The organism is Emergencia sp. JLR.KK010, assembly GCF_037018265.1.
Classification (GTDB): domain Bacteria; phylum Bacillota; class Clostridia; order Peptostreptococcales; family Anaerovoracaceae; genus Senimuribacter; species Senimuribacter intestinalis.
Genome location: NZ_CP143550.1, coordinates 3,018,681 through 3,044,000, shown reverse-complemented (window position 1 = coordinate 3,044,000; position 25,320 = coordinate 3,018,681). Strand labels below are relative to the sequence as shown.

Below are 25,320 nucleotides of genomic sequence, written 5' to 3'. Positions count from 1 at the left end.
CAGAATCGAATCTGGACAAAGGGATTTTTTGTCGCATAATCAAAAATGAAATTAATTTTCATTTTTGATTGACAAAATAAAAAATATGGAATAAAATGAAATTAACTTCTAAAAAACTAAAAATTTGGAGGAATGCGAAAATGAATGTTGAAAGGAAGAAATATTGTGTAAATGGAGAATGGCATCTGTCAAAAACAGACAAGTATATGCCTGTCACTGATTCAAGCACAGGAGAAATGATTGCAGAAGTTCCCTGTTGTACGGCAGAGGAAGTAGAATCGGCTATTGCGTCGGCACAGGAGGCTTTTCCTGCATGGTCGAAGCTTTCGTTAAGTCAGAGAACGCAGATGATGTTTAAATGGAGAAACATTCTGATAGAACATCTGGAAGAATTGACACTGTTATGCGCGAAAGAGTTGGGTAAGACCTTAGCAGAGGCGAGAGGCGACGTGTTGAAAGCGATTGAGCCGACAGAACATGCTTGCTCCTTACCGACACTGATGCAGGGCGATGCATCTTTGCAGGTAACAACCGGATTTGATACAGCGACTTATCGGATGCCGTTAGGCGTTGTAGCGGGGATTGTACCGTTTAACTTCCCGGCGATGATTCCATGGGGCTGGATGGTACCGCTTGCGATCGCCTCTGGAAATACAGTTGTATTGAAAGCATCCAGCGCGACGCCACTTACAGCGATGCGCATATTAGAGCTTTTCTATGAAGAAGGAGGATTCCCGAAGGGCGTTGTCAATCTGGTAACCTGCAGCAGAAAAGAAGCAGATATTTTCTTGACAGATTCACGAGTTAAGGCAGTTACTTTTGTAGGTACGACAGGCGTTGGCAAGCAGATTTACTCTACAGCTGCGGCAAACGGAAAGCGTGTGCAGGCACAGTGTGAAGCGAAAAATCATGCGCTTGTTTTGGAGGATGCTGATTTGGAAAGTGCTGCAAGCGCAATTATCAACTCTACATATGGATGTGCTGGTATGAGATGTATGGCTCTTCCGGTTATTGTAGTACAGGAATCCATTGCTGATACGTTCGTTGCTTTGCTGAAGGAAAAGGCTATGGCAATGAAGGTCGGCTGCGCGTATGATCCGGAAACAAGTCTGGGGCCGGTTGTATCGGCGGAGCATAAGACAAAGGTATGTGATTGGATTCAGAAAGGAATTGACGAGGGCGCTGAACTCGTGTTAGATGGCCGTAACGTTACAGTTCCAGGCTTTGAAAAAGGCTTTTTCGTCGGGCCAACGATTTTTGACCATGTAAAGTCGGGCATGACTATTGGCGACAGAGAAATCTTTGGTCCGGTGACATTGATAAAACGGGTGAAGAATTTTGAAGAGGGACTTGCTTTGATGAATGAAAATCCATTTGCCAACGGCTCTGTAATCTTCACACAAAACGGATATTATGCCAGAGAATTTGAGTTCCGTACTGACGGCGGAATGGTAGGCATTAACGTAGGAATTCCTGTGCCGTCCGCATATTTTCCATTTTCCGGAAACAAGGATTCCTTCTTTGGAGATTTGCATGTACTTGGAAAAGACGGCGTTCGATTCTATACGCGGGCTAAGACCGTGACGAAGCATTGGTATGATGAGACAGCAAGAAAAAAGAAAAAAGAAGTTGATACCTGGGAAGGAACCGTTGAAAGAATTTAGCAATCGGATTTCAAGCGGTATTTATAAATGAAAGTTCACATTATGGAAAGGAGAAAAGGAATGGAAAAAGGAAAGAAAAAGAAAAGGTTTGCTGTGCCAAATGTTTTTATCATTCTGTTTGCAATGATTTTTGTTTGCAGCATATTATCCTATATTGTGCCGGCAGGTACATATGAGATGATGGAATTGGACGGCAGATCTGTTGTTGACCCGGATTCTTATCACACCATAGAGCAAACACCGGTGTCTCTAATGCAAATGCTGACTTCCATTACCAGAGGCCTGCAGGAGAGTGCGCAGATTGTATTCTTCCTCTTTATTGTAGGAGGTGCTATGGCAGTCATACAGTCTACAGGCGCACTGGAGGCAGGCGTTGGTAAACTTGCAAAGAGTTTAAAAGGAAAAGATCTGATTATTATTCCGATTGTTCTGGCATTGTTTGGCTTGGGCGGCGCAATTTTCGGTATGTGTGAAGAATCCGTACCTTTAGTTCCTCTCTTTGTTGCCCTATGTTTGGCTATGGGATATGACTCCATCGTTGGCGTAGCCATTGTTATGATTGGCGGAGCGATTGGTTGGGCCGGTGAGTTTATGAATCCATTCTGTTTGCAGGTTGCGCAGGGCATTTCGGAGTTGCCGCCGCTTTCCGGTATGGGTCTTAGAATTGCGCTGTTTGTGACGATGCTGGTAGTAACCTCTCTGTGGATTATGCGGTATGCGAGAAAAGTAAAAAAAGACCCGCAGCTTTCGCCGATGTATGAATTGGACAAGCAGAGAGAGGATACCCTGGATCTTGAACATTTGCCGAAGTTTGGCGGACGTGAAAAGGCTATTTTAATCGTATTCCTCTTGATGATTGTACTGCTTGTTTACGGTGTAATTGAGCTGGGTTGGTATATGGATGAAATCTGTGCGTTGTTCCTTGGAACTTCCATTATCTGTGCAATCATCGGAAAAATTGGTTTCAACCGTTATGCCGAGGTTCTTGGAAAGGGCATGATGGATCTTGCTACAGGCGCGTTAATCGTTGGTTTCTCCAAGGCTATTGTAGTCGTATTGACCGACGGCAGTATCCTTCACGTAATCTTACACGGCGCGGCTTCTGTACTCGGTGTGCTGCCGCCAATCTTCTCCGCAATCGGTATGTACATTTTCCAAAATTTGTTGAACTTAGTCGTTGTATCAGGATCCGGACAGGCTGCGCTTACCATGCCTCTCATGGCGCCGCTGGCAGATCTGGTAGATGTAACGAGACAGACGGCAGTTATGGCGTTGTCAGTGGGTAATGGACTGTCCAATGTATTGACACCGGTTTCAGGCTTCCTGATGGCGGGGCTTGCACTTGCAAAGGTTCCTTGGGAGAAATGGGCAAAATGGATGCTGCCTCTGATTGGAATTCAGTTTGTAATTGGTCTCGTGTTTATCATCATCGCCCATGTGACACAGTATGGACCGTTCTAAGAAAACACCGCGATAGAAAAAGAGATTGCTAAACAGAAGAACAAATTCTGTGAAAGGAGGCCTGTTCATGGCAGAATTTTTTAGACCCGACACATTGCAGGAGGCATTAGAAATTCTTGGGCACTATAAAGAGAAGGCGGTTATTGTAAACGGAGGCAGTGATATTGTAATAGATATCAGCCAGAAAAGGATTGCGCCTTCAGCTATCGTTTATATTGGACAGCTAGCGGAGCTACGATATGTTCGGGAAGAAAAGGACTGCGTTATGCTGGGTGGGAATATGACCTACAGGGAGATGGCGCAGGATCCCATATGCCAGAAAATTGAGGGATTGATTACGGCAATCTCCAATCTGGGAAGTCCAGGCGTTCGAGCTGTTGCAACGCCGGCAGGTAATATTGGTACGGCTGCGCCGGCGGCTGATTGCGCAACGATGTTAATGGCACTTAAGTCTGAAATCGTGCTTGTCAGTGAGCAAGGTGAGAGAAAAGTACCGCTGCAGGACTTGTATTTAGGAAGAAATCGAACAGTGAAGCATGCCGATGAAATCATTCGAGAGATTTGTTTTCCGGCAATACAGCTGGAAGAAGGTACCGGTTATTGCAAAGTGGCTCGCCGTAAGGCGCAGGACATTGGTAAAATACTGGTTGGTGCAAGAGTACAGCTAGAGGGTGATGTAATCAGTCGCGCCTCCATATCCCTGGGGGCGTTAAATGCAAATATTGTGCGCGCGTTCAGTCTGGAGGAAGCTGTGACAGGTATGAAACCAGAGCAAGCGCGGCAATATCTGAAAGAGACTTTTCCGAAGGAAGCGGTTTTGCGGGAGTCCTACTTTAAGGAATATAAAGAGCTTACAACCAGAGCTGTTATTGCGCAGGCATTTTCCAGGGCGCTTGCCAGCGCTGAAAGGAGGAAGTAATATGCGCCGTATATCATTTGTTCTAAATGGAGAACCTGTTAGCTGTGAAATTGAGGGTGATGAAATTCTGACAGATACGATAAGAAACAGGTTTAAGCTTACAGGTACAAAAAAGGGATGCGGTACAGGAGATTGCGGAGCATGTACAGTATTGGTTGACGACGTGGCTGTCAGGTCATGTACCATGCTTACCGGAATGATTGAGGGAAAACGAGTCATGACCATAGAAGGTCTTGGAACGACGGATCAGCTTCATCCGGTGCAACAGGCTTTTGTCGATGTAAACGCTGTACAATGTGGTTTTTGTATTCCGGGTATGGTTCTGGCGGCGTATGCCTTGCTCAAGGAGAATCCCAATCCGACAGAAGAAGAAATTCGCATTGCAATCTCAGGTAATCTTTGCCGCTGCACAGGATATCAAAAAATTGTAGAAGCGATTCAGCTTGCTGCCATGCGCATGCAGGCTCAGAAAGCATAAGAACATAGAAAGGAAGAAATTATGATTAAATATTATGAAGGCGACGGACGTTTATCTTTAGTAACGGAGCATAATGGAGTGCTGTATTTGACAGGAAGAACCAGTGAAGGTAAAGATATCAAAGAACAGACCCAGGGAGTTCTGAATATTATTGATGAAACATTAGCAAAATACAATTCGGATAAGGAGCATATCGTTCGCGTTCAGATCTTTTTGAAAGACGTCCTCAGAGATTTCGATGATATGAATGAGGTGTGGGAAGCCTGGGTTGTAGAAGGAAAGGAACCTGCAAGAGCGACAGTATCCGCTGATATGGCGTTAGAGGACAGACTGGTGGAAATGGTCGTTACTGCTGTTGTAAAATAAGAGCGTAACGCTGAATAGAAAAGATACCTTCGGTTGACACCGCTGTCTTTGGCTTCGGATACCAGCCGAAGGCGTTGTTTTTGCAAAATAGGAGTAAGAACATCATGAATAGGAATAACAGTCTTATTGGAAAACGAATGGTAAAGCCTGATACCATCGCAAAGGTGACGGGCGCGGCAAAATTCACTGCGGATTTAGCTGTTCACCGTACAGACCTGTTGTATGCAAAGGCCTTGTTTTCCCCTTATGGGCATGCTAAAATAGTGTCCATTGATACTTCACAGGCAGAAGCCCTCGATGGAGTGGAAGCTGTCATGACTGCTAAGGATTTGCCGCCGGGATGTGTGAATGGATATGGTTTAGACGAATATGATAAGCCTGTTTTGGCGGAAAATAAAGTGATCTACGAGGGTGACGCGGTAGCGATTTTAGCAGCTCGGGATTTGGCGACGGCGGAAAAAGCAATTTCTTTGATTCAAGTAGAGTATGAACCCCTTCCTGCTTATGACGATCCGAGAGAAGTTTTTGAGATGGAAGCCGGGGCGATTCATGAGAAACATCCTTTTTCTGGCGATCGTAATATTTCCTATAGCGCAAAGGTGCTGCGAGGCGATGTGGAGGCGGCTTTCGAGAAAGCAGACGTAATTCTCGATCATTACTTTGAAACGCCTATGGTTGACCACGCGTACATTGAACCAGATGTGTGCATTGCAGAACCAGATTTGATACAGGGCGGTATTACAATTTACAGTCCTCAGCATAATGTGCAGGGTGCGAAAAAATCACTCTGTAAAGTGTTTGGACTGCCGCAGAGCAAAATTCATGTGATCAGTACCATTGTAGGCGGCGCGTTTGGAGGAAAGGAAGACTCGACCTTTGATGTTTCTGCAATTGCCGGTGTATTGGCTCTGAGGACAGGAAGACCTGTATTTTACGAGGAGACACGGGAAGAAGTATTCCGTACTACTGGAAAGAGACATGCGGCATTTCTGCATCATCGGTTAGCCGCGGATAAAACGGGAAAAATACTAGGAATAGATGTATTCAATATTATAGATAAGGGTGCGTATCAGTCAGTAGACGCGATTCCAGACAGAACGGTGCTATATGCGGGCGGTCCGTATAAAATTCCAGTATCGAGAGCCCATGGCCATTCTGTTTATACAAATCATCCATATGGATGCGCGTTTAGAGGATTAGGCGCGCCGCAGGCACATTTCGCGATCGAATGTCAAATGGATATGTTGGCTCATGAGCTGGGAATGGATCCGATTGAATTACGATTAAAGAACATCGTAAGGGACGGCGATCGCATTCATACCGGACAGGTTATGCTGGGAGAGCGCGGCGTTGGCCTGGAAGAATGTCTGCTCAAGGTGAAGGAAGCGCTTTGCTGGGACGCGCCTAGAGATAGAGGAACCGGTGTGAAGAAACGGGGAAAGGGCGTGGCCTGCTTTATGTACGGCATAGGAACAGGCAGTTCTCCGGACGGCGCCCATTGTATCGTACAGGCGCAGCGGGACGGCTCTATTAACATTGGATTGTCTTCTAATGAATTGGGACAGGGACTTCTTGTGGCGATGAAGCAGATTGCAGCGGAAGCGATGGGAGTTTCCTATGAAAAGGTATACGTGGATTACTCTAATTCAGCAACCTCATTAGAAGCTGGCGCCACAGTTTCTTCAAGAACGACAGCCCTGATGGGAAACGCGGTTCTGGCAGGCTGCAAAACGCTGCGGGAACGGTTTATCAAATATGCGGCGGACGAGGTTTTCAAGGTAGGAACAGAGTCTCTAGCTATGGCAGAGGACACAGTTTTCGTCAAAGGAAAACCGGAAACCGCCATTCCACTGGAGAAAATCGTGACAGGCGCTTACAGAGCGCAGATACCGCTTGCAGCGATCGGGTCATGGTTTCCTCCGAGAGTACACCCGAATCCTAAGGGCACCCACGATCAAATGCATGCATTTACATTTGGAACCTGCGGTGTAGAGCTGGAAGTAGATACAGAGACAGGAGAGCTTACTGTTTTGCGGTGCATTTTGGCATGTGACGTCGGAAAAGCGATTAACCCGAGTACAGTAGAGGGTCAGATGGAAGGCGGCATGGCCCAGGGCATCGGCTGGGGCATCATGGAGGAGCATTTTATGAGCCAGGGCCGGATGAAGAATCATACCTATCATGACTTTTTAATTCCGACAGCTGTCGACGTGCCGAATCTGGAAACGATCATCGTAGAGCATCCGAATGTACTCGGTCCATTTGGCGCAAAAGGAATCGGAGAGCCGCCGGTGGTTGGCATCGCGCCAGCGATCAGAAACGCTTTCTTTGACGCGACGGGGGTCTTTATCAATACGATTCCGCTCACGCCGGTTCGGGTTATGGAAGCATTGCATAAATGTGACAAAGGAAAGGAATAGATTATGAATATAAGAAATGAAAATAGGAGATTTAAAAAGCTTCTCGTGCTGATGCTGATCTTCTCTATGATGTTCTCGGCAGCAGCTTGTGGATCTGAAAACGATGCGTCGAAGGACGGCAATACTTCTTGGGAGAAGGTGACCGTAACTGACCAGGCGGGTCGTGAGGTGACGATTGAAAGCAGGCCAGAGAAAATCGTAAGCGGTTATTATATCTCTACATCTATATTGCTTGCGTTGGATTGCAAGGAACGGTTGGTAGGCATTGAGGCGAAGGCGAAAGAGAGAAATATCTATACACTTGCCGCGCCTGAAATTATTGATCTGCCGAATACAGGGTCAGCAAAGGATTTCAACTTAGAGGCATGTATCGCGTTAGAACCGGATTTGGTGGTTTTGCCGAAAAAGCTTCAGGAACCGGCGCGGGCATTAGAGGAAATGGGTATTCCAGTATTACTGATCAGTCCCGAAGACGATCAACTGCTTGAGGAAGCGATCAGTATGATCGCTACTGCAGTAGGAGAAGGCGAGAGAGCCGAAGCGCTGCTGCATTACTACGATGAGGTGAATGAAAAGCTTCAGGAAAAAGGAAAAGAGGAAGATGCGCCGATTATTTATCTGGCGGGCAACAGTGATATGCTTAGAACCTGTCCGGCGGATATGTATCAGAATACGCTGATTGAAGCGGCGAAAGGTAAAAATGCAGCTGCTGAAATTAAAGGCGACAGCTGGTCCGGCGTTTCTTATGAACAGCTTCTGGCATGGGATCCTGACTATATTGTGATCGTACCGGAAGCCAGCTATACAGCAGAAGACCTGTGCGCTGTGCCTGAGCTTGCTAATTTAACCGCCGTAAAGGAAGGTAAAGTGCTGACTATGCCTTCAGACTTTGAGGCCTGGGACTCGCCTGTTCCATCAGGCGCGCTTGGAAAGCTGTGGCTTTTTGCCGCACTGCATCCGGAAGCGTATAGTTTAGATGAGCTGAGAGAAGACGTGGCAGATTTTTATCAGCGTTTTTATGGATTTGAAGCAGATAAGGAGCTTGTAACACTGTCGTGAACGGTAAAAAAGAAAATCGACTGATTTACATTTTTGGGATAGCGCTGCTGTGTTTTACTGGTATAGCGCTGCTGATTGGAAAATATCCCATTTCATTAGACGAGATTGTTAAGATTCTGACCGGCAGAGGACATGAGGTCGCCGGGGTAACCTATGACGTCTTTATGAGACTGCGGCTGCCGCGTACATTGATGGCGCTTATGGCAGGCGTAGGTTTAAGCTTGGCAGGATATATTTATCAGCTTCTGTTTAAGAATATTTTGGCGTCTCCCGATTTAATTGGCGTGGCCAGTGGCGCTAATGCGGGAGCTGCTGTGGGAATTGTAATGATGGGCGCAGGTTCAATACTTGTGCCCATTTACGCATTCCTCGGAGGGATAGGGGCTGTTCTGCTGGTGTTGTTTTTCTCGAAGAACGGACACAAAAATTCATTGGCCTCTATTGTACTTTCGGGCATTGTAATTAGCGCTATGGCTGAAGCTGTCATCATGGTACTGAAACTATTCGCGGATCCCAATCGTGAGTTGGCGCCTCTGGAATACTGGTCTATGGGAGGGCTTTCTGCAATTACGTTTTCTAAGGTTTTATGGGTATTTCCTTTCTTTGCAGCAGGTATGGCCGCCCTGTTTTTCGTTCGCTATCAGATTACAATCCTCGGATTATCCAATGAGGAAGCCGCAGCTCTGGGCGTTAGAGTAGGTTTGACGCGAACTGTGATTCTCGCGGCGACGACTATTATTGTGTCTGCCATCGTATCGGTTACGGGATTGATTACCTTTATCGGTCTGGTCGCGCCTCATGCTGCAAGAATGTTAACCCAGAAAAGTAATCTTAAGACGGCGGCGCTAGCCTGTATTTTAGGGGGGATTTTGATGGTTATGGCGGATTGTGCTTCTCGGGGATTTTTCGACATTGAAATTCCTATCAGCATCTTGACGTCATTGATTGGCGCGCCGTTTTTAGTTCTGTTGATGATAAAAAGGAGGGATTGGAGATTTTACTGAGAATAGAGGATTTGAAGTTTTCCTACAAGCGGGAAACGGTGCTGGACGGCGTTTCTTTGCAGGTGGAGGCCGGACAGCTTTGCGCGCTGCTGGGAGAGAATGGCTCTGGAAAATCTACTCTTTTAAAGCTGATCGGAGGTATGGAGAAGCAGCAGGATGGACAAATATTCATCGAGGAGAATCATGTATGGGATTTTTCAGCGAAGCAGCGCGCAAAATTGGCGGCGTATCTGCCGCAGCGATTTGGCGTATACTTTGATACAGGCGTATTGGATATGGTTCTTATGGGTGTGAATCCTGAGTTGTCTTTCGGGCAGACGCCATCGGAACGTCATATACGCAAAGCGCGGGCAGCATTAGAGTACCTCCACTTATCCTATTTAGGGGAGGCGAATTATATGTATCTGAGTGAAGGCGAGAAGCAGATGGTAATGATCGCCAGAGCAATGGTGCAGGGCGCTCCGCTTCTCCTATTTGATGAACCGGACAGCGCGCTCGATGTAAATAACAGGTATCATCTTATGCAGATGCTGCGAAAATTAGCTGATGAAGAAAATTTGGGCGCGCTGCTTGTACTTCACGATCCCCAGCTAACCTTATCCTATTGTGATAAAGTGTATCTGTTAAAGGCAGGTAAAATCTGTGCGGAGATGAAAATGACAGAAGTATCAGCAGAGGAAATGGAAGATAATTTGCGGCAAGTATTCCCTGGCGTGAAAGTGTACAGTAGAGGCAAAGAACTTTATATCGGTTACAGACAGTAACAGGCCGGGCAGTTTTCGCCCAGCCTGTTATTTGCGGACAGAGAGTAAATCTGTTTTTTTATCTATATCCTTTAGTTCCAGAGGATTGAGAACAGGCAGAAAGGAAACTGCTTCTGGATACTTTTTGCAAAGATATTTTCCACCGTGATTAGGGGGCAGAGCGCTAAGTTCCATGAAGTAACGCGATGGAAAGATAACCGGATTTCCCTGTTTACCGTTGCAAAGCGGAACGTGAATTTTCTCCGATTCTTCGCTGAAGTGAGCAGCGAGATTTTGAATGGTCCGTGTTGTGAGCCAGGGTTGATCGGAAACAAAGAACATACAGCCTCGGCAAAGAGGATTGATTTCAGCCATACCAAGGGCTATGGTTTTTGCGATATCATTGGTAGTATCCTCATTCCGGACTGCCATATAACCATATTTTTTTGATATTGTCAGAATATCGCTATAGGTGGATACGACGATGACCTGCTCAAACAGGCCGGACGGAATGGAGGAAAATAATTTCTCTATCATCGGCTTGCCGTCAACCGGATGGAGAAGCTTGTTTTCACCGAAACGACTGGCGCGGCCGGAAGCTAAAATGATAGCGGAAAGATGCGAAAGTTTCATATGATCTGTTTTTCCTTTCTGAGGATTTGCTTGTTACATTATATAATAAAAAACGAAGTGCGTACAGCCCCCCCGACTGAGAAATCTAAACCAAAGGATTTACGGATGGACTTTCTTTCCTTTTATTGACTAACCCAACCATTGTGTGGTATCCTAAAAGATAGAAACTGCCTCGCCCCATTCGGCGCAGGAGACGAAAGGAATGAATAGAAATGACTGAGAAAAAGGGAACTTATTATATTACGACCCCGATTTACTATCCAAGCTCCAACCTTCATATAGGACACACATACTGTACAGTTATGGCAGATGCTATGGCAAGATTCAAGAGACTGTCAGGCTATGACGTGCGTTTCCTTACAGGAACAGATGAGCATGGACAGAAGATCCAGACCATTGCAGAAGAAAAGGGCGTTAGCCCGCAGGAATACGTGGATGGTGTAGTTGCTGGCATTAAAGAGCTGTGGAAGACCATGGAAATTTCTTATGATGACTTTATCAGAACCACTGAGGATAGACACGTAAAGCGGGTGCAGGCTATTTTTAATAAAATGTACGAAAAAGGCGATATCTATAAAGGCGAGTACGAAGGTCTGTACTGCACGCCGTGCGAATCTTTCTGGACAGGAAGTCAGCTTGTGGACGGCTGCTGTCCGGACTGCGGAAGACCTGTGCAGAAAGCCAAGGAAGAAGCTTATTTCTTTAAACTTTCCAAATATCAGGACAAGCTGATTGACCTTTTGGAAAATACCAACTTCCTTGAACCTGAAACCAGAAGAAACGAAATGCTGGGATTTATCAGACAGGGGCTTGATGACCTTTGCATTTCCCGCTCTACCTTTGACTGGGGTATTCAGGTACCAATTGATGAAAAGCATGTCATCTATGTATGGCTGGATGCACTTTCAAACTATATCACTGCCTTGGGCTATCCTGACGATCCGGAACTTTTCGAAAAATACTGGCCGGCTGATGTGCACCTTGTAGGAAAAGAAATTGTTAGATTCCATTCTATTATCTGGCCCGCAATGCTGATGTCTTTAGATTTGCCGGTTCCAAAGCAGGTTTTGGGTCACGGCTGGCTGCTTCTTGAAGGCGGCAAGATGAGCAAGTCCAAGGGCAATGTGGTTGACCCGGTGAAGCTCATCGACCGTTATGGCATCGACGCGCTGAAATATTTCCTGCTTCGCGAGTATACCTTTGGACAGGACGGCGTGTTCACCAATGAAGTGATGCTGAAACGGATGAACTACGACCTTGCTAACGACCTTGGAAATCTGGTGTCCAGAACGGCTTCCATGATTGAAAAATACTGCGGCGGCGTCGTGCCGGAAAGCAACACGGAAGACGATATCGACAAAGACCTGAAAGCAATCGCGACTGGCGCGGCCTCCAAGGTGGAAGCACAGATGGACAAGTTCGCGTTCAATATGGCGCTGGAAGAAATCTGGATTCTTGTTAGACGTGCCAATAAATATATCGACGAAAAAGCACCTTGGATTCTTGCAAAGGACGAAGCAAAGAAGCCGGAACTGGATACCTGCCTGCACAATCTGGCAGAATCCCTGAGAATTATTTCTATTCTGATTCACCCATTCATGCACACGACTTCTGAGAAAATCAGAAAGCAGATGGGACTTTGGTATGCAGACGTTGTATGGGAAGATGCATTTACTTTTGATATGATGTATCAGGAACAGGTGAAGAAGGGTGAAGCCATTTTCCCGAGACTTGATATCGAAAAGGAACTTGAGGAACTGGATGCTATGCAGAAAGCTGGCGCAGAGCCTGAAGAAGAGAATATTCCGCTGGAATTGAAGGCGGAAATCGAATACGATGATTTTGACAAGATTGATTTCCGTGTAGGTCTTATCGAAAAGGCAGAGAAGCACCCGAAGGCTGATAAGCTTCTGGTCTTCCAGATTAAGATGGGAACAGAACGCCGCCAGATTATCTCCGGCGTAGCAGAAGATTTTAAGCCGGAAGATATGGTCGGAAAGAAAGTAATCATCGTCGCAAACCTGAAGCCACGCAAACTGCGCGGTCTGGAGTCAAAGGGCATGATTATGTTCGCTGAAAACGGTGAAAGATGTGAAATCGTTACTACCATAGCTGAAGACGGCGTAGTGGTAGATTAGAAGAATGGGTTTTAAAAGCCGCCTGCTTGTGAATTGCAGGCGGCTTTTTGCAAGGTGAATCCTCTTAGTTTGCCTATTGAAAAGAAAGTCTTCTATAGAACTATAAATAATTCACGGCAAATGCACGAAAAAACTTTCAAAAATTGAACATTGACAAATTCCTGGATATTTTGTATTTTTGTCAATAAATAAGCGTTAAAATACCGATTATTTCATATTTTACGTTCTAATATTGACAAGATTGACAAACTCTCAATTTTTTGTCAATTTTGGCAAGGTAGAAGGGATTCAAGAGCGGTTTTGACCTGCTGCACTGATGGTTTATTGACAAAAATACGCGGGATGAAAGAATTTTGTCAATGTTAGCTGGCATAGAACGTCTTCGTGCGTTTGCCATGATAAATAATTTGACTGAACTCGATTTTTGTGATTAACTTTGGTTGGGTTTGTGCTATACTATAGTTAACAGACTGCCTGCTGACAGGGGATTACATGCGGGTGTTAAAAACGGGCAGTACAATGAGGAGGGTGTGAAACATGACAAAGATTGCAATTAATGGATTTGGACGAATCGGCAGGCTGGCATTCAGACAGATTTTTGAAGATGAAACTATGGAGGTCACAGCCATCAACGACCTGACAGAACCGGCGATGCTGGCACATTTACTGAAGTATGATAGTGTGCAGGGAGGCTATCGTGGTCATACTGTGACCTGCGATGACAATTCTATCACTGTAGATGGTAAGAAAATCACGATTCTCTCTGAAAAAGATCCGGGGCAGCTGCCATGGAAAGAACTGGGTATAGATATCGTGCTGGAATGCACAGGCTTTTTCTGCTCTAAGGCAAAGTCAGAAGCCCATCTTCGCGCTGGTGCAAAGAAGGTTCTAATCTCTGCTCCTGCTGGAAACGATTTAAAGACTATCGTTTACGGAACTAACCATGAAACATTGACTGCCGAAGATGATATCATTTCCGCAGCGTCCTGCACCACCAACTGTCTGGCTCCTATGGCAAAGGCTCTTAATGATTACAGGGAAATTCGTACCGGCTTTATGACGACCATCCATGCGTATACTGGAGATCAGATGCTTTTGGACGGACCCCACAGAAAAGGCGATTTTCGCCGTGCAAGGGCTGGTGCAGTCAATATCGTGCCTAATAGCACCGGTGCAGCAAAGGCTATCGGTCTGGTGATTCCAGAACTTGATGGAAAGCTGATTGGCTCTGCACAGCGTGTACCAGTGCCTTCCGGATCTATCACTATTTTGGATGCTACACTGAAAGACGAGACAGAGTCTGTAACGGTAGAAGGCATTAATGCGGCCATGAAGGCTGCTGCCAGCGAGTCTTTTGGCTATACAGAGGAAGAGTTGGTATCCAGCGATATCATCGGCATGAACTACGGTTCCCTCTTTGACGCTACACAAACCCTTGCTCAAAGATGCGGCACCAAGATTTATGAGGTTCGTGTGGTTGCATGGTATGATAACGAATGCAGCTACGTGTCTCAGATGATAAGAACGCTGAAATATCTGAGAAATTTCCTTTAATATGCGGATAAGAAAAGGCGCAGGCTTCTTTGATGAGAGCCTGCGCCTTTTAGGTGGGATTATACTGGAATTTACGCGATGTTTTCTTTGTCTGTTTTTTTCCTGAGTTTGACTTTTGGTTCTTTTGGCAGTCCGAAGAGCGGAATCACTCTATCCAGACCGGTGACAGTCAGAATCAGAATAGAAGCTACAGCAATCATTGCCATAAAATTATACTTGATGAAGTCTGTGTTAGAGAATTGGAACAGCGGATATACGTTTGCTGCGATACCAACATAGAATCCAAGGTATACGTGCCATGGAATTAGCTGAGAGCCGAATACACCCATTGCGTCACCGAAAGTAGCATTTCGCAGTTTCAGCTTATACATGTCTTCTTCTGTTTCAGCCTCTACGTTTTCTTCTGTAATTCCTTTGATGATTGGACCAACCGTTACAATCTGTGCCATCTCATCGGACAGGATTGCATTACCAGTAAGGCAAAGCAAGCCGTTGCAGAACATTAGCTGTCTTACATTGTGGGAAACTCTTACAATCAAGTTTGCCAGCGGATCGAAGGCTTTCATCTTGCCCATGATGCCGCCGAATGCAGCAACCCACATCATCATGATGATTACCCAGCTGCCTGCGTCAGCAAAGCCGTCCATACACATGTTCAGATAGTCCTGCAGTCCGCCGCCGTTGAAGGAAGTAGTGCCTGCGAAAAGTCCAAGAACGTAGGCAGATACGATACCGGTGCCGATACAGCCGAATGTGTTCAGCCCTGAAATTGCAAGGCCAATTACCAGAATGAGAGGAACTATCATGTAAAGTGCTACGCCGTTTTGTACCTGATCCAGAAGATTAATCGCTTCAGGCTTTTCTTCAGCCAGATAATCCAGCGCGCTCTGTGGAACGGAGTCCAGTACGTTGGGGGCTTCTACCGCCTGATTAGGAAGCCCCATTACGGTAGCGGCAATGAAGAATACGATAGCAGCAAGAACCAGACACAGTACAGACCATACGCCCTGACTTCTGATTCTGTCTACAACTTCTACGCCCTGAATACCGGAGGATACGATGGTAGTATCGGAAATCAGACCGATGTTGTCACCAAAGCATGCGCCCCCTGCGATTGCACAGGTAGTCAGAAGCAGGCTGCCGGTTTCGATGCAGTTAGGGTCAACGATATGCACCAGCCACAGGAAAATCGGAGCACATGCTGCAAAGGTGCCCCAAGATGTGCCAGTAGCAACAGAGAGTATGCCTGTTACGCAAAGCCCTACAATCGCAACAGTTCTCGCTGTGATACCCAGTGATAAAGCGATGTTTACAACAGAAGCCCCTACGCCTGTTGACATGAAGGCGCTGGCCATTGCATAGGCAAACATCAGAATAAATAATGCCACAATAATGTTTTTTACACTGTCCATAGCAGCGTCCATACATTCTTTAAAAGAAATTTTTTCTGTCAGCTTAGCTACAACAACCGCAGCAACTGCAGCGATAGTAGCAGCAAGCAAAGCGTCCTGTCCGGACATCATCAGTCCTGCCAGAATAAAAATTGGCACGAACTTGAAGATTGCTTTTAAAACGTTCATTTTTTTCTCCTTTACTTAATAAATCCCACCCATGTAAAGAGCAATATCTGTGCCAAGAGTAGAAAGTTGTCTGAAAATTACGCAATGAGACAGTATTTGCAAGGTATGAAAAGGACTTTAAGAACATAGAAAAATTGTGTCTTGTTCACGCATACGAACCATTTTTGAGAAAAATATAAAAATTACACGCCAAAAATGACTCAAAAGGTTGACTTTTTTCTGGTTCTATCATAGGATTAAGAAAGGATAGCCTTGCATTGTTAAGGAATAGGAGTTAGGAATGGACAGAAATTATGGTTTAAATCGGGTATTAGAACCCAAAGGTGTCGTGCCGGCGACGGCATGGAAAGTTGACAACAGCCGCACGCTTTTTAGCAAGGAAGCGAGAGTTTCTCTTGAACGAATTCACTTAGAATGGGGGAATTTTCAGCAGATTTGTACCAGCAGCGGATATGATGAAAACAAAATTCGGAGTAAGATTTTGGATTTAGTGGAGAAGCGAGGCAAACTGCATAATCCTTTTATTGGTTCCGGCGGTGTGCTGATAGGTACGGTGGAAGAGATTGCAGAAGATCTGACTTCGGAGGTAGGTGCAGTGGAAGGCGACCGAATTTACTGTATCGCCTCGTTGAGCAGCATTCCTGTATATATTGAAGAAATTCACGAGATAGATTTTAACTATGGACAGATTGTTTGTAGTGGTTATGCGATTCTCTTTGAGACATCGCCCGTTCACGTAGCAGATAGGGATCTAAGTCCGGACTACACCTTGGCGGCAATTGATGAGGCGGGCAGTCTCTTTGGGGCGTATAATATTGCGCTGGAGCATGCCAACAAAAAATTGGTCATTATCGGAAGAACTGTCTATGGTACACTGCTGTATGCGGCGGCTTTGAAAGAAGCGGGAATTGCAGATTCTCATGTGACGGTGGTGATGGATGAGGAAAGCAGGGAAGGACTTTCGCAAAAAGAAATTAGAAATGTGATGAAACCCCTTGTAGGGCAAGTTTTCTTTACGAATCTAGCAATGCCGGTTGCGTCCTTTGAAGCACTGCGAAAAGAAGAACCGAATTTGGATCAGGTAGATCAGATTATCGTAGCGGAAGATATTTTTGGTGCAGAAACCTTAGCGGTACTGATGATAAAGCCTTTTGGCGATGTGTATTTTACGTCGGTAGAAAATCATTATGGCGCAGCCCAATTGGCGGCGGAGTCTCTTGGTAAGATGACCACCATGTATGCTTTCGACCAGTATCTGAAGGATTATCCCCAGTTTACTTTGCGAATTGTGCGTAAAATCAGGAATCAGCTGGAGGAAATCAATCGTCTTTACGAGAAAAAGAATCGGAAGAAAATACTGACAAAAAGTCAGGCGGAGAACATCATGCGGATTGCAGCGGGCAAAGAGGATGATTTTGTCTATCAAAGCAAGGTGACGAAAAGTATGATTGAGGAAGTCATGAATGTGGCAAAGTACGACTGCAACGTAATTATTCAGGGAGAAACCGGCGTCGGCAAGGAAAAGATTCTTTCTCTGATTCATCAGAACAGCGATCGCTGTTTAAAGCCCTGTGTGAAAATTAACTGCGCCACTATTGCAGAAGGTCTAGCGGAGTCTGAGTTCTTTGGATATGAGGCGGGCGCTTTCACCGGGGCAGCATCATCTGGAAAAACGGGGTATTTTGAGCTTGCTGACGGAGGAATTTTATTCCTCGATGAAATCGGCACCCTGTCAATGAACATGCAGTCAAAGCTTCTTCGGGTGCTCCAGGAAAATCAGTTCTTCAAAGTAGGCGGTACCAGACAGATTTCTGTCAATGTGCGGGTTATTGTTGCCAATAATGTGCCTTTAAAGGACCTAGTGGAGCAGGGAACCTTCAGAGAAGATTTGTACTACAGGCTGAATATTTGTAAAATTGATGTACCTGCTTTGAGGGAAAGAAAGGAAGATGTGCTGTGTCTTGCCCAGACTTTTGCCGACAGCTGGACGAAAAAATACAGAATCCACAAGGAACTGTCGCCGGAGGCTTTAGGTCAGCTTTATAAGTATCACTGGCCGGGCAACGTGCGGGAACTGGAAAATGTCATGCATCGCCTAATTATCAGCAGCAGGAACGTGGTGATTACAGCCGAAGATGTGGATGAGATTCTCAATGAAAATGCTTATGGAGATATGATGATTAATATCAGGAAAAGCTTTGAATATAGCGACAGTCTGGACTTTCATCAGCTGATGAATCAGCAGGAGAAGCAGATTATTGAGTATGCTCTGAAAAAAGAGGGAACCACCAGACGGGCGGCAGAACTTCTGGGTTTGCCCCAGACCACCCTCGCAAGAAAGAAATTAAAATACGGATTATAATAGGAGAAATGAAAAAGCTGCGAGACCGAAGGAAAACGCAGCTTTTTTAGTGTGGGAAAAACTATTTCATTGCATTAAATTCATAGGAAAAGTCTTTTGCAGCTTCATTCATTTCGTGGAAAGATTTTTTGATATAATCTACGATTTCCTGTTCAGTGACTTCGATATTGCATTCCTTTGCGAATTCTGCCATACCATTTTTGATGATAGTGAAATCAAGTTTTTTGTCATAAAATGCGATAGCCGGATTTGAAGCAGCACGGGCAAATGCTTCTTTTAACATCTCATCTTTGGAAATTTCCAGCGGTTTGTAGTTTTCGGAAATCTGCTCTATATCTACATGCACACCGTCGCCGGTGATTTTAGTGGAGAGACTTTTTAACTTTTTCTGCTGGTCCTTGATGAAACTTTCAACTTCTGCGGCGGAAATATCGACACTGTTCTTCTTTGCATAGTCCAGAATATAGGTTTTGATGACTAAAAGGTCGGTGTCTGCGTCGGTAAAGCGAACTGCGCCAGTGGCGACAGCCTGATTAAAGGCTCTTTTCAGCATAACTGTATTGCTCATTTTTTTACCTCCATGTTTTTATATAGGGAAAGAGAAATTATATTGATTACTGTTAATTATAGCATAAACTGTGCCAAAAAGAGTAGGACTTTTCGAAAAAATCCATAATTTTTGCAGGGATGAAGAATGTGTATTTTTCAATGTGTAGCGGCATGAAAATTTGGAAGAATAATGACGTACGTCGAATTTTGCAGAATGTACGGGAAAAACTTGCTGAAATTGAGCCGATTATGGGTCAAAAGAGTGAAAATCGTACCGAAATTGAAACTTTTTTTTATACCAGAAATAGTGTATAATAGTAGCGACTCTTTGTATGTATAGAAAGGAGCGGACAATGGACATCGACAAATTAATTGTGGAACATCCCATAATACAGAATATGATAAATTGTGATGAGATTTTCTGGCTTAATGAGAAAGCTGGAAGAGAGAAAGAGTTGCCTTTTTCTTTAGCAGATATCGAGGATGCCGGTGCACGGCTTGCACGTTTTGCATCGTATATTAAGACGGCCTTTCCTGAAACGGAAAATACGGACGGTATCATTGAGTCGCCTCTTACGGAAATCACCAGAATGAAGAAAGTTTTTGAGGAGGAGATGAATCGGGAAATTCCGGGCAGAATGTTTTTAAAGTGTGACAGTCACCTGGCTGTTTCTGGCTCCATCAAAGCACGGGGCGGTATTTATGAGGTGCTGAAATTTGCAGAAACCATCGCCATAGAACGAGGCATGCTTTCTATCGGGGATGATTACGCAGTACTTGCGCAAGAGCGCTTTAAGAAAGTTTTCGGGGAATACAGTGTAGCAGTAGGATCTACGGGGAACCTGGGACTATCTATCGGCATTATCAGTGCAAAGCTGGGTTTTAAGGTGACAGTGCATATGTCAGCTGATGCAAGAGCATGGAAAAAGGAACTGCTGCGCCAGAAGGGAGTTACTGTTATTGAATATCAAGATGACTATCAGAAAGCAGTTGCGGAAGGGCGTAAAGAAGCAGCAAAAGATCCTATGTGTCATTTTGTAGATGATGAAGGCTCTTCGGATTTATTTTTAGGGTATTCAGTAGCAGCAAAGAGACTGGCAGATCAGTTCAAGAGGCAGATGATTACCTGTGATGAAGATAACCCGGTTTTCGTGTATATTCCATGCGGCGTTGGCGGCGCACCGGGTGGTGTGGCATTTGGACTGAAAATGCTTTTTGGAGAACATATTCATATTTTTTTTGCTGAACCAACCCATGCGCCATGTATGACACTGGGTATGCTGACAGGTCTTCACGATGAGATTTCCGTCGGAGATGTAGGCCTTGACGGAAAGACGGCGGCAGACGGACTGGCTGTAGGAAGACCGTCCAGACTTGTGGGCAGTATTATGGAAACTCTTTTGGACGGTTGCTATACCATCGAAGATGACAAGCTCTACCCATATCTGGCAAAGCTGGCAGATTCTGAGGATTTGTGGATTGAACCGTCGGCATGCGCGTCTTTTACAGGACCGGGGCATGTGCTTTCTGCGGAAGGCTATCTGATTAAAAACAATTTAAAGGACAAACTAAAAAACGCCACACATATTCTCTGGGCTACCGGCGGAAGCATGGTGCCGGAAGCAGAAATGCAGGCGTATTATGCGATGGGAAAATAATTGGAACTGGTGTCTTTAAAACCGGTCGCTATAGTTGAGTAATTTGCGCAGGAAGCCGCCTTTGACTTTCGGCGCATTTTTCTTTTGGGAATTGGACTCGGAATTGACAGGAGGTTCGGCTTTTCGGTGAGAGTCCATGAACGTGTCGTAGCGGACGATGTCCACGTAGAAGTCATTTTCTGTGCTGGTAATGATAGCAAAGGTGCCGCCGCTGCCGTCTCTGGGGTCTGTTAGACTGCCCGGATTAATCAGATGGATGCCATCCACTTCTTCATAGGCGGCAATATGGGTATGACCGTAGCAGGCTGCAGTGCAGTCCTTTTCCATTGCCTGATAGAGCAAGTTGTCAAGACGAAACTCTACCAGCTGCATGTGACCATGGATGACCAGTATTTTGCCGTAAGGGGTGTCAACGGTAGTGAAATCGGAAGGATTGCACCGGTCGCTGTTTCCGTGGACACAGACAGCGGGGATGCCAGTCACTTCGCTGAGCCACTGGCCGTCATCTTTGTAGTCGCCGCAGTGGATAATCAGGTCAATATCGGAAAGGTTCGCAAGGACTTCCTGGGCTTTTGTGATAGAGCCGTGGGTGTCGCTGGTTAAAAAAATCTTCATAAATTGTTCCTCCGTAAATATAGTATAACACACCTGCGCACTTTTGTGTTAAAATAATAGTATGAAACGAGATATGAACAGAGATGAAAAGCGAATACAATGGGTTTTGATGAATCTGCGCCTTTCGGGAAGTGCTATGGATATGGAGCAGGCGGCACGAATTGCGGGAGGGGAATATGTACTGGAGGCCTCTCTGGAAGAGCACCTGCTGGTAACCAATCTGCTGGAAGCGCTGACGGAGATGGAACGGGTTTTAGGAATTGAAGAGGAACTTTGCGTGCGCACTTTGCAGCGTTTTTACAGTGTGTTTTCCGGAGGAGAGGAAGGGGTGTTTCGCAAACGAACACCGATTTTGACCCACCTCAGCTATAACCCGGTACTGCCGCAGGAAATCGAGGGAGAACTTTCCAAGCTGTTTCGCGGGCTTCATGCACACCCGGTGGTAAACGGGCTGGAAGCTGCCGTGTTTGTCCATAATGAGCTGATTAGAATCTACCCTTTCGATAGGTATAATGAACTCATTGCCCGTGCGGCGATGGAATATGAATTGCTTTACTGTGGTCTGGACTTGTATCCTCTGACCTTGAGTGAGAGCGAGTATAACAGCGCTCTGGCGGATTATGTGCGGTTCGGCAGGGAATCAAGGATTTTGGAAAACCTTAAACTGAACAGGCTGATGGCGGAAAGTAAAGAAACGCCGCTGTAAATTTTTTGCAGACATAAACAAAAGAACTGTTTCCCTGGGGGTGCCGGATTTCCGGCGGGAAAACAGTTCTTTTTAGTGTAGAATAAAATGAAGTTGTTATACGGCAGTTACCATGCCGTCATAAAGTTTGAGAGTAACAACACCATTTACGGTATTTAGCATCTGGACTTTTTCGAATACGTCTTCTGCCTTTACATCTACTTCTTGTCCCAGATAGTTGATGACGTGCTCGACGCCTTCCTTATTCAGTTCTTTGCCATTAATCATAGATATTTCGTTGTTTGTCAGTTCTAGTTCAAGATAAGTAGGACATTCTGCATGAAGTTTCTTTTGCATAGTGTATATCCTCCGTATGTTTATTTGAATGATAAAATAATTATACAACTTGAAGCGGAATTGTCAAGGGGAAATTTATAAAAATTTAAAACTATTTATGAATATTCTATGGGAGATATTATGGTAAAGATAGGAGTTTTGTGGTAGTATAAAATAGTATAGAAGTATAGGCGAAAGGTTTTATGAAAATGAGAATTAGAAATAGGGGTGTAAGTCATTGAAAGAACGTTTTCAGAGTCATTATGCAAAACTGGGGCTTACTATTTTTGCTTCTGGTGCAGCACTGATTGTGCTGTTTGAGTGTATTATACATTTAGATAGTATCAGAGAAGCCTGGTCGGAGGTCACTTCCATATTATTCCCATTTATTTTTGGTCTGGTGGTGGCATATTTGCTCTGTCCGATTTACAATGCGGTGGTGCGAAGAGTGTACCGGGTTTCGGCATGCAGATTCAGAGAGAAAAAAACGGCATTTCGTCTTGCCAGAGTTGTAGGAACGCTGGTTTCTCTTTTCGTGTTCTTCGGTGTGGTTGGAGGACTTTTTGCCATGGTGCTGCCGGAGACCATTCGCAGCATTGTAGGTCTGGTGCAGGAGGCACCGGATAAGTTTAATGATTTGATTCTATGGATTGAGAATACTTTTACAGCGGAGCGCTTTCCGGAACTTGCAGGTACGGCGGAGGCTATTTTAAGCAGGGCCAGAGATTCCTTTATGACTTGGACAGAGGCAGAGTTTTTGCCAAGAATCGGTGAATATATGACCCAGATTTCTCAGGGAGTCATCGTAACGGTGCGTACTCTGATGGATATGTTTATCGGTGTGATTATCTGTGTATATTTTCTTAACAGCAAGGAGCAGTTTAAGGCACAGACAAAGAAACTGATTGCAGCAACGATGAGCAGAAAGCAGGGGCAGGAGCTGCAGGAATTTGCGAACTTCTGCAATAAGACTTTTGGGGGCTTTATTAACGGGAAGCTGATAGATTCTTTAATTATTGGGATTTTGTGTTTTATACTGATGACTATATTTGGACTCCCTTATACGGTGCTGGTCAGCACTATTGTGGGCGTTACCAATATTATTCCGTTTTTTGGACCGTTTATCGGTGCTGTTCCGTCAGCTGTGATTATTTGCTTTTCCAGTCCAATGCAGGCGCTGTATTTCCTGTTATTGATTTTGGCTCTGCAGCAGTTTGACGGAAACATTCTGGGGCCGAAGATTCTGGGAGGAACTACTGGTCTTGCCAGCTTCTGGGTACTTTTTGCCATTTTGATGGGCGGCGGGCTCTTTGGATTTGTCGGTATGGTGCTGGGGGTACCGGTTTGTGCAATCGTATTCTACTATCTGAACCAGTATCTGAGAAAACGGCTGATACGCAAGAGTATGCCAGCTGATACAGTGGATTATCAGGACTTTAACAAATATGACATAAATAGGAAGGACGTATTATAGATGGAGAGATTAAAAAATATAGAGATGAAGGAGTATACTTCTTTTAAGGCAGGGGGAAAGGCTGCAGAACTTATCATCGTAGAGTCTGTAGATGAGTTGAGGCAGGTGCTTGCTGAGATTGACAGAGAACAGAAGCCTTATCTGATTCTTGGAAATGGTTCTAACACGCTAGTAAAGGACAGCGGATTTGCTGGCACAGTGGTGAAGCTGGGTGAAAATTTTAATCAGGTGAAGGTTCATGGAGAAACCGGGGAAAAGCTGGTCTGCGGCTGCGGCGCACTGATGTCTTCTGTGGCAAAGTTTGCGCTGGCAGAGTCTTTGACTGGCTTTGAATTTGCAAGCGGTATTCCGGGCAGCATTGGCGGCGCTGTATTTATGAATGCAGGTGCTTACGGTGGCGAGATGAAAGATATCGTCGAAAGTGTGAATCTGGTCAGCAGAGACGGTCGCATTTTGCGAACGGTGTCCGGCGCGGAAATGGATTTTTCCTATCGCCATAGCATTTTACAAGAGACCGGTGAGGTGGCGGTCTCGGTAGTGCTTCGTCTGTCTAAAGGAGATTCCGCAGAGATTTCGGATACTATGCGGGAGTTGACCAGGCGGCGCAACGAAAAGCAGCCGGTGCAGTATCCAAGCGCCGGAAGCTTTTTCAAAAGACCGGAGGGCTTTTTTGCAGGTAAGCTGATTCAGGATGCAGGACTGAAGGGGATTTCTGTAGGTGGTGCGCAGGTGTCTGAGCTTCACAGCGGATTTATTGTCAATAGAGGCGGCGCCACGGCAACGGATATCATCGACCTGATGCATCTTGTACAGAATACGGTTTTCGACCAATTTGGTGTTCAACTGGAACCGGAGGTAAGAATTATTGGAGATTAAAGGCAGACAATACAAAATGATCTTTGACTATCACACCCATACTACCTTTTCTCACGGTAAAGGGTCCATCGAAGATAATGTCAAAGCGGCAGTTGCCGCAGGGCTTTCCGGGATTGCTATTACAGATCATGGACCGGGACATTTAACTTATGGTGTAAAGAGAAGTGATTTTCCGGTGATGCGTGCGGAAGTGGACAGACTGCGGAATATTTATCCGCAGATAGACATTTATCTTGGTGTGGAAGCAAATGTGGTGGCAAGGGAGCCATATCTGGATGTGAATACTGAAGAATTGCAGTATTTTGATTTTATCATCGGCGGTTATCACTATGGAATCCCTCACGGTTATTGTATAGGAAACTGGCTGGATTCCCATGGTTTTGTGGGTCAGCGTACCGGTAGAAAACTGCTTGCAAAGAATACAGATATGACCCTAAAGGCTCTTTATGAGAATGATATGCGGATTCTGACCCACCCAGGAGATAAGGGCAGGTTTGATATTGCAGCGATTGCGGCAGCCTGTGCTGAGACCGATACGCTGATGGAGATCAGCACATGGCATGCCCATTTGACTGTGGAAGAAATCAGAATTGCGGCAAAGACAGAGGCGAACTTTGTAATCAGCAGTGATGCACATACCCCGGGCAGAGTGGGAAGCTTTGCAGGCGGTGTGGAGCGAGCGCTTGAGGCTGGGCTTGACATAGAAAGAATTGTGAATATTGCTTTGGTGAAGTAACAGGGAGAAT

The 25,320-nt window shown here is 45.3% G+C and carries 22 protein-coding genes; 17 read left to right on the top strand and 5 right to left on the bottom strand.

Annotated features, from left to right (window positions below; genetic code table 11):
* Positions 1–140: 140 nt before the first annotated feature.
* The 9 genes from V1225_RS14595 to V1225_RS14555 all read left to right on the top strand — a co-directional run bounded on the left by V1225_RS14595 (position 141) and on the right by V1225_RS14555 (position 10,135).
* Positions 141–1,664, top strand: coding sequence for a CoA-acylating methylmalonate-semialdehyde dehydrogenase (locus V1225_RS14595; protein WP_338547052.1), 1,524 nt, complete (start codon positions 141–143; stop codon positions 1,662–1,664).
* A gap of 60 nt (positions 1,665–1,724) precedes the next feature.
* The gene (locus V1225_RS14590; RefSeq protein WP_160202325.1) at positions 1,725–3,125 is read left to right on the top strand and encodes an AbgT family transporter; all 1,401 of its coding nucleotides are present in this window, start codon (positions 1,725–1,727) and stop codon (positions 3,123–3,125) included.
* 67 nt (positions 3,126–3,192) lie between these two features.
* Positions 3,193–4,044, top strand: a complete 852-nt coding sequence (locus tag V1225_RS14585) for an FAD binding domain-containing protein (protein ID WP_338547050.1) — start codon at positions 3,193–3,195, stop codon at positions 4,042–4,044.
* A gap of 1 nt (position 4,045) precedes the next feature.
* On the top strand, positions 4,046–4,522 hold the full coding sequence (locus V1225_RS14580; RefSeq protein ID WP_338547049.1) for a (2Fe-2S)-binding protein: 477 nt from the start codon (positions 4,046–4,048) through the stop codon (positions 4,520–4,522).
* 21 nt (positions 4,523–4,543) lie between these two features.
* Complete coding sequence (locus tag V1225_RS14575) at positions 4,544–4,888, top strand: RidA family protein (RefSeq protein WP_201759581.1); 345 nt, start codon at positions 4,544–4,546, stop codon at positions 4,886–4,888.
* Positions 4,889–4,992: 104 nt separating this feature from the next.
* The gene (locus tag V1225_RS14570; RefSeq protein ID WP_338547046.1) at positions 4,993–7,308 is read left to right on the top strand and encodes a xanthine dehydrogenase family protein molybdopterin-binding subunit; all 2,316 of its coding nucleotides are present in this window, start codon (positions 4,993–4,995) and stop codon (positions 7,306–7,308) included.
* Positions 7,309–7,311: 3 nt separating this feature from the next.
* A complete protein-coding gene (locus V1225_RS14565) occupies positions 7,312–8,367 on the top strand; it encodes an ABC transporter substrate-binding protein (RefSeq protein ID WP_338547044.1) in 1,056 nt (351 codons plus the stop codon).
* Positions 8,364–9,371 (top strand): iron ABC transporter permease, encoded by a 1,008-nt coding sequence (locus tag V1225_RS14560; RefSeq protein ID WP_338547042.1) that lies wholly within the window; start codon positions 8,364–8,366, stop codon positions 9,369–9,371. The genes V1225_RS14565 and V1225_RS14560 overlap by 4 nt, the downstream gene beginning before the upstream one ends.
* Complete coding sequence (locus tag V1225_RS14555; RefSeq protein WP_338547040.1) at positions 9,356–10,135, top strand: ABC transporter ATP-binding protein; 780 nt, start codon at positions 9,356–9,358, stop codon at positions 10,133–10,135. The genes V1225_RS14560 and V1225_RS14555 overlap by 16 nt, the downstream gene beginning before the upstream one ends.
* A gap of 27 nt (positions 10,136–10,162) precedes the next feature.
* On the opposite strand, the gene V1225_RS14550 is transcribed toward V1225_RS14555, so the two are convergent.
* On the bottom strand, positions 10,163–10,747 hold the full coding sequence (locus V1225_RS14550) for a nucleotidyltransferase family protein (RefSeq protein ID WP_160202331.1): 585 nt from the start codon (positions 10,745–10,747) through the stop codon (positions 10,163–10,165).
* A gap of 212 nt (positions 10,748–10,959) precedes the next feature.
* Between V1225_RS14550 and metG the strand changes: the two genes are divergently transcribed.
* The gene (metG, locus tag V1225_RS14545; RefSeq protein WP_338547038.1) at positions 10,960–12,885 is read left to right on the top strand and encodes a methionine--tRNA ligase; all 1,926 of its coding nucleotides are present in this window, start codon (positions 10,960–10,962) and stop codon (positions 12,883–12,885) included.
* Between the two features lie 537 nt (positions 12,886–13,422).
* Positions 13,423–14,439, top strand: coding sequence for a type I glyceraldehyde-3-phosphate dehydrogenase (gene gap / locus V1225_RS14540; RefSeq protein ID WP_251615386.1), 1,017 nt, complete (start codon positions 13,423–13,425; stop codon positions 14,437–14,439).
* A gap of 71 nt (positions 14,440–14,510) precedes the next feature.
* Here the strand turns inward: gap and V1225_RS14535 are convergent, their stop codons facing one another.
* On the bottom strand, positions 14,511–16,019 hold the full coding sequence (locus tag V1225_RS14535; RefSeq protein ID WP_338547037.1) for a Na+/H+ antiporter NhaC family protein: 1,509 nt from the start codon (positions 16,017–16,019) through the stop codon (positions 14,511–14,513).
* A gap of 280 nt (positions 16,020–16,299) precedes the next feature.
* Between V1225_RS14535 and V1225_RS14530 the strand changes: the two genes are divergently transcribed.
* Complete coding sequence (locus V1225_RS14530; protein ID WP_160202335.1) at positions 16,300–18,381, top strand: sigma 54-interacting transcriptional regulator; 2,082 nt, start codon at positions 16,300–16,302, stop codon at positions 18,379–18,381.
* Positions 18,382–18,442: 61 nt separating this feature from the next.
* Here the strand turns inward: V1225_RS14530 and V1225_RS14525 are convergent, their stop codons facing one another.
* Positions 18,443–18,949 (bottom strand): hypothetical protein, encoded by a 507-nt coding sequence (locus tag V1225_RS14525; RefSeq protein ID WP_160202336.1) that lies wholly within the window; start codon positions 18,947–18,949, stop codon positions 18,443–18,445.
* Between the two features lie 334 nt (positions 18,950–19,283).
* On the opposite strand from V1225_RS14525, the gene V1225_RS14520 reads away from it, so the two are divergent.
* Positions 19,284–20,588 (top strand): D-serine ammonia-lyase, encoded by a 1,305-nt coding sequence (locus V1225_RS14520; protein ID WP_160202337.1) that lies wholly within the window; start codon positions 19,284–19,286, stop codon positions 20,586–20,588.
* A gap of 15 nt (positions 20,589–20,603) precedes the next feature.
* On the opposite strand, the gene V1225_RS14515 is transcribed toward V1225_RS14520, so the two are convergent.
* Positions 20,604–21,203, bottom strand: a complete 600-nt coding sequence (locus V1225_RS14515; RefSeq protein ID WP_160202338.1) for a metallophosphoesterase — start codon at positions 21,201–21,203, stop codon at positions 20,604–20,606.
* Positions 21,204–21,276: 73 nt separating this feature from the next.
* Here V1225_RS14515 and V1225_RS14510 point away from each other — a divergent pair, with 73 nt between their 5' ends.
* Entirely contained in the window at positions 21,277–21,909 is a 633-nt protein-coding gene (locus V1225_RS14510; RefSeq protein WP_161908100.1) for a Fic family protein, read from the top strand.
* A 96-nt stretch (positions 21,910–22,005) separates the two neighbouring features.
* On the opposite strand, the gene V1225_RS14505 is transcribed toward V1225_RS14510, so the two are convergent.
* Entirely contained in the window at positions 22,006–22,245 is a 240-nt protein-coding gene (locus V1225_RS14505; protein ID WP_160202340.1) for a hypothetical protein, read from the bottom strand.
* 217 nt (positions 22,246–22,462) lie between these two features.
* On the opposite strand from V1225_RS14505, the gene V1225_RS14500 reads away from it, so the two are divergent.
* The 3 genes from V1225_RS14500 to V1225_RS14490 are packed head-to-tail and all read left to right on the top strand — an operon-like array spanning position 22,463 to position 25,310.
* On the top strand, positions 22,463–23,698 hold the full coding sequence (locus V1225_RS14500) for an AI-2E family transporter (protein WP_160202341.1): 1,236 nt from the start codon (positions 22,463–22,465) through the stop codon (positions 23,696–23,698).
* Positions 23,699–24,574, top strand: coding sequence for a UDP-N-acetylmuramate dehydrogenase (murB, locus tag V1225_RS14495; RefSeq protein WP_251631121.1), 876 nt, complete (start codon positions 23,699–23,701; stop codon positions 24,572–24,574). It begins immediately after the preceding gene.
* Positions 24,564–25,310, top strand: coding sequence for a PHP domain-containing protein (locus V1225_RS14490; RefSeq protein ID WP_160202343.1), 747 nt, complete (start codon positions 24,564–24,566; stop codon positions 25,308–25,310). The genes murB and V1225_RS14490 overlap by 11 nt, the downstream gene beginning before the upstream one ends.
* Positions 25,311–25,320 lie beyond the last annotated feature (10 nt).

What these genes read in the sequence shown, in the direction of transcription:
- V1225_RS14575 (WP_201759581.1), top strand. Translation starts at nt 4,544, where the DNA reads ATGATTAAATATTATGAAGGCGACGGACGTTTATCTTTAGTAACGGAG.
- V1225_RS14520 (WP_160202337.1), top strand. Translation starts at nt 19,284, where the DNA reads ATGGACATCGACAAATTAATTGTGGAACATCCCATAATACAGAATATG.
- V1225_RS14530 (WP_160202335.1), top strand. Translation starts at nt 16,300, where the DNA reads ATGGACAGAAATTATGGTTTAAATCGGGTATTAGAACCCAAAGGTGTC.
- V1225_RS14535 (WP_338547037.1), bottom strand. Translation starts at nt 16,019, where the DNA reads ATGAACGTTTTAAAAGCAATCTTCAAGTTCGTGCCAATTTTTATTCTG.
- V1225_RS14580 (WP_338547049.1), top strand. Translation starts at nt 4,046, where the DNA reads ATGCGCCGTATATCATTTGTTCTAAATGGAGAACCTGTTAGCTGTGAA.
- metG (WP_338547038.1), top strand. Translation starts at nt 10,960, where the DNA reads ATGACTGAGAAAAAGGGAACTTATTATATTACGACCCCGATTTACTAT.
- V1225_RS14515 (WP_160202338.1), bottom strand. Translation starts at nt 21,203, where the DNA reads ATGAAGATTTTTTTAACCAGCGACACCCACGGCTCTATCACAAAAGCC.
- V1225_RS14525 (WP_160202336.1), bottom strand. Translation starts at nt 18,949, where the DNA reads ATGAGCAATACAGTTATGCTGAAAAGAGCCTTTAATCAGGCTGTCGCC.
- V1225_RS14595 (WP_338547052.1), top strand. Translation starts at nt 141, where the DNA reads ATGAATGTTGAAAGGAAGAAATATTGTGTAAATGGAGAATGGCATCTG.
- V1225_RS14510 (WP_161908100.1), top strand. Translation starts at nt 21,277, where the DNA reads ATGAACAGAGATGAAAAGCGAATACAATGGGTTTTGATGAATCTGCGC.
- V1225_RS14590 (WP_160202325.1), top strand. Translation starts at nt 1,725, where the DNA reads ATGGAAAAAGGAAAGAAAAAGAAAAGGTTTGCTGTGCCAAATGTTTTT.
- V1225_RS14505 (WP_160202340.1), bottom strand. Translation starts at nt 22,245, where the DNA reads ATGCAAAAGAAACTTCATGCAGAATGTCCTACTTATCTTGAACTAGAA.
- V1225_RS14550 (WP_160202331.1), bottom strand. Translation starts at nt 10,747, where the DNA reads ATGAAACTTTCGCATCTTTCCGCTATCATTTTAGCTTCCGGCCGCGCC.
- gap (WP_251615386.1), top strand. Translation starts at nt 13,423, where the DNA reads ATGACAAAGATTGCAATTAATGGATTTGGACGAATCGGCAGGCTGGCA.
- murB (WP_251631121.1), top strand. Translation starts at nt 23,699, where the DNA reads ATGGAGAGATTAAAAAATATAGAGATGAAGGAGTATACTTCTTTTAAG.
- V1225_RS14585 (WP_338547050.1), top strand. Translation starts at nt 3,193, where the DNA reads ATGGCAGAATTTTTTAGACCCGACACATTGCAGGAGGCATTAGAAATT.
- V1225_RS14565 (WP_338547044.1), top strand. Translation starts at nt 7,312, where the DNA reads ATGAATATAAGAAATGAAAATAGGAGATTTAAAAAGCTTCTCGTGCTG.
- V1225_RS14570 (WP_338547046.1), top strand. Translation starts at nt 4,993, where the DNA reads ATGAATAGGAATAACAGTCTTATTGGAAAACGAATGGTAAAGCCTGAT.